The organism is Pseudonocardia yunnanensis (genome assembly GCF_039534065.1).
GTDB classification, from domain to species: Bacteria; Actinomycetota; Actinomycetes; order Mycobacteriales; family Pseudonocardiaceae; genus Pseudonocardia; species Pseudonocardia yunnanensis.
This window is the reverse complement of sequence record NZ_BAAAUS010000080.1, coordinates 1-1,211: the sequence shown is the minus strand read 5'-3', so window position 1 is coordinate 1,211 and position 1,211 is coordinate 1. Positions and strand designations below refer to the sequence as shown.

General features: G+C 68.6%; 1 protein-coding gene. It reads left to right on the top strand.

Annotated elements, in window-relative coordinates; genetic code table 11:
• Nucleotides 1-13: 13 nt before the first annotated feature.
• The coding region (istA, locus tag ABD743_RS44350) for an IS21 family transposase (protein ID WP_344730729.1) at nucleotides 14-1,211 on the top strand (1,198 nt) is incomplete at its 3' end.

Below are 1,211 nucleotides of genomic sequence, written 5' to 3'. Positions count from 1 at the left end.
CCGATCTTGGAGGGTGTTGTCAGTGGAGGACTGGGCGGAGATCCGCCGTCTGCATCGGGCTGAGGGTGTGCCCATCAAGGAGATCGTTCGCCGGCTCGGGGTGGCCCGGAACACGGTGCGGGCGGCGTTGGCGTCGGACCGGCCGCCGCGCTACGTGCGGGCGCCGCGGGGGTCGGTGGCTGATGCGTTCGAACCGCGGATTCGGGCGGTGTTGGCGGAATTCCCGCGGATGCCGGCACCGGTGATCGCGGAGCGGATCAGCTGGCCGTACTCGATTACGCCGTTGAAGAAGCGGCTGCGCCAGATCCGACCCGAGTACGTCGGCGTCGATCCGGTCGACCGAGTCGTTTACGAACCCGGGCAGATCACCCAGTGCGATCTGTGGTTCCCGGAGACGCCGATCCCGGTCGGGCGCGGGCAGGAACGAATCCTGCCGGTGCTGGTGATGACGTTGGCGTTCTCCCGGTTCCTGACCGCCACGATGCTGCCCTCCCGTCAGTGCGGTGACTTGTTGTCGGGGATGTGGGCGTTGATCTCGCAGATCGGGCGGGTCACCAAAACGCTCGTGTGGGATCGGGAATCGGCGATCGGCGGGACCGGGCGGGTGAGCGTGCCGGCCGCGGCGTTCGCTGGAACCCTGGCGACGCGGATCCGGTTGGCCCCACCGCGGGATCCGGAGTTCAAAGGGATGGTCGAACGCAACAACGGATACTTCGAAACATCGTTTCTGCCCGGGCGGGTGTTCACCTCACCGCAGGACTTCAACGCTCAGTTGGCCGACTGGTTGCCGCGGGCGAATGCGCGGACGGTCCGCTCGATTCAGGGACGGCCGGTCGATCTACTCGACACCGATTACGCCGCGATGGTCGCATTACCGCCGATCGACCCGCCGGTCGGGCTCACCGGGCGGATCCGGCTCGCCCGGGACTACTACGTGCGCGTGGACACCGGCGACTATTCCGTCGACCCACGCATGATCGGCCGGTTCGTCGAGGTCACCGCCTCCCCGGACCGGGTCGTGGTGTCCTGTCAAGGCCAGATCGTCGCCCAGCACCGCCGCTCGTGGGCCAAACAGGCCGTGATCACCGACCCGGCCCACGTGGCGCTCGCCCAGCAGCTGCGCCGCGAGCTGACCCGCGTCGGTCACGCGCCCGCGCACCGCCACGTCGGCGCCTACGGGGCTCGTCAGCACTCCGATGGGCACACCGTCC